This window comes from Carnobacterium sp. 1290_CSPC, assembly GCF_001053265.1.
GTDB classification, from domain to species: Bacteria; Bacillota; Bacilli; order Lactobacillales; family Aerococcaceae; genus Aerococcus; species Aerococcus urinaeequi.
The window spans coordinates 1-2,957 of the sequence record NZ_JVVG01000026.1; the positions used below are offsets into that span (position 1 = coordinate 1).

Annotated in this window: 2 protein-coding genes; both read left to right on the plus strand. The window is 35.5% G+C overall.

The features are described 5' to 3' along the window. Positions 1 to 195 precede the first annotated feature (195 nt). Complete coding sequence (locus AC973_RS02495; protein ID WP_048726876.1) at positions 196 to 561, plus strand: ArsR/SmtB family transcription factor; 366 nt, start codon at positions 196 to 198, stop codon at positions 559 to 561. Then, a complete protein-coding gene (locus AC973_RS02500) occupies positions 554 to 2,719 on the plus strand; it encodes a heavy metal translocating P-type ATPase (protein WP_048726878.1) in 2,166 nt (721 codons plus the stop codon). Before AC973_RS02495 ends, AC973_RS02500 begins: the two co-directional genes overlap by 8 nt. Positions 2,720 to 2,957 lie beyond the last annotated feature (238 nt).

A 2,957-nucleotide genomic window follows, 5' to 3' on the forward strand; every position in this document is an offset into this window, starting at 1 on the left:
CTTAAATCATAGATACCGTAAGGGATTTTATTCTTTATTTAAAACTTTGCAACAGAACCAGAATAATTATTTACTGCAAACTAAAGAAAAATTGCTTTTTATGTAAATTACATTCAAACATATACTTGACTATTTGGTTTTTGTTAATTTATAATGATAATCAAACATACATTTGATTGATAAGAGGTGAAAAATTTGCAAAATAATGCATGTGAAGTTACGTGTATAGATGAGGAAAAAGTCAAAAGAGGTAAAAAAGAACTACTCAAACAAAATCCTTTGGAAGTAGCCAAAGTTTTTAAAGCTTTATCGGATGATACTAGGATTAAGATTGCGTATACTCTCTCTTTAGAAGATGAATTGTGTGTATGTGATGTAGCGAATATTGTTGGTGCTACAACTGCCACAACATCTCATCATTTGAGGTTACTTAAAAATCTTGGATTAGCTAAATATCGAAAAGAAGGTAAGTTAGTCTACTATTCATTAGATGATGATCATGTAATGAAACTAATACAGGTTGCATTTGCACACCACAAGGAGGTTGTTAAAATTGTCTGAAGCAAAAGCATTAGAGACTGAAAAAAATATGTACCGTGTTCAGGGGTTTACATGCGCAAACTGTGCGGGAAAGTTTGAAAAAAATGTTAAAAGACTTCCAGGAGTTGAGGATGCAAAAGTAAATTTTGGTGCATCTAAGATATCCGTTTACGGGGATGCAACGATTGAAGAACTTGAAAAAGCAGGTGCATTCGAGAATCTTAAAGTAGCTCCTGAAAAATCTGCTCGCCAAGTTTCACAAGAGGTAAAAGAAGATACGAAAGAAGATAAAGTGCCATTTTATAAAAAGCATAGTACTCTACTTTATGCTTCCTTATTTATTGCCTTCGGTTTACTTTCTTCGTTTGTGAATGGAGAAGAGAACATTGTTACTACCTTATTATTTTTAGCATCCATGTTAATCGGAGGGTTATCACTCTTTAAAGTTGGATTACAAAACTTATTACGCTTTGAATTTGACATGAAAACCCTTATGACAATAGCTGTTATAGGTGGGGCCATTATTGGAGAATGGGCAGAAGTTGCCATTGTTGTTATTCTTTTTGCAATTAGTGAAGCACTTGAGCGATTCTCTATGGATAGAGCAAGACAATCGATTCGTTCATTAATGGATATCGCGCCCAAAGAGGCACTTGTTAGACGGAATGGACAAGAAATCATGATTCATGTCGATGATATTGCTGTTGGCGATATCATGATTGTAAAACCTGGTCAAAATATTGCGATGGATGGTGTAGTCGTAAGTGGCTACTCTGCCGTCAATCAAGCAGCTATTACAGGCGAATCAGTCCCTGTTGAGAAAACGGTTGATGATGAAGTATTTGCAGGTACCTTAAATGAAGAAGGATTACTTGAAGTAAAAATAACAAAACTTGTTGAAGATACAACCATTTCTAAAATTATTCATCTTGTTGAGGAAGCACAAGGAGAACGCGCTCCTTCGCAGGCATTTGTCGATAAATTCGCAAAATATTACACACCGATCATTATGATCATTGCAGTATTAGTGGCTATAGTCCCTCCTTTATTCTTTGATGGCAGTTGGGAAACATGGGTTTATCAAGGATTAGCTGTTCTTGTTGTTGGTTGTCCATGTGCGTTGGTCATATCGACTCCGATTTCTATTGTTTCGGCAATTGGGAATGCTGCGAAAAAAGGGGTTCTTGTAAAAGGCGGAGTGTATTTAGAAGAAATGGGTGCCTTAAAGGCCATAGCATTTGATAAAACGGGTACCTTAACAAAAGGTGTTCCAGTTGTAACTGATTTTAAAGTGTTGAATAATCAAATGAATGAAAAAGAATTATTGGCGATCATTACTGCATTAGAGTATCGTTCTCAGCATCCTCTTGCTTCAGCTATCATGAAAAAAGCAGAAGAAGAAAACATTTCATATTCTGATGTACTGGTAGAGGATTTCTCTTCTATTACAGGTAAGGGTATCAAAGGTATTGTAAACGGGATGAATTATTATATCGGTAGCCCGAAACTCTTTAAGGAATTATTGACTACTGGCTTCGATAAAGACTTAGAGCAAAATGTTAATACTCTTCAAAATCAAGGTAAAACAGCCATGATTATTGGAACCGAAAAAGAAATACTTGGAGTTATTGCAGTTGCTGATGAGGTTCGTGAATCAAGTAAGGAAATTATTCAAAAGTTACATCAACTTGGAATCAAAAAAACAATTATGCTTACAGGTGATAACAAAGGTACAGCGAATGCAATCGGTCAGCATGTCGGAGTATCAGATATTCAAGCTGAACTGATGCCTCAGGACAAATTAGACTATATTAAACAATTAAGGTCCGAGTATGGAAACGTAGCCATGGTTGGAGATGGTGTCAATGATGCTCCTGCGTTAGCAGCTTCTACAGTTGGAATCGCAATGGGTGGAGCTGGTACAGATACAGCCCTGGAAACGGCAGACGTCGCTTTAATGGGAGACGATTTAAGAAAACTTCCATTCACTGTAAAATTAAGCCGAAAAGCTCTAAATATAATCAAAGCAAACATTACTTTTGCAATTGTTATTAAATTTATTGCCTTATTATTGGTTATCCCAGGTTGGTTAACGCTCTGGATTGCCATCCTTTCAGATATGGGCGCAACCCTTCTTGTAGCATTAAATAGTTTGCGACTTATGAAAGTGAAAGAATAAAGGGAAAAGGGCTCTCCAGACAGATTGGAAAGCCCTTTTCTAAAGTAATCACATTATAGTTATCCAGTCTAATTAAAAATGAAAAGATTGGGTATAAGTAAAACATCAGATTGTAATTACATATAAATCTCTATATTTGAACAAAAACAATTTAATTGGTTCTGTTGCAAAGTTTTAGATAAAGAATAAAATCCCTTACGGTATCTATGATTTAAGCTGGGATTCCCAATAATACCTT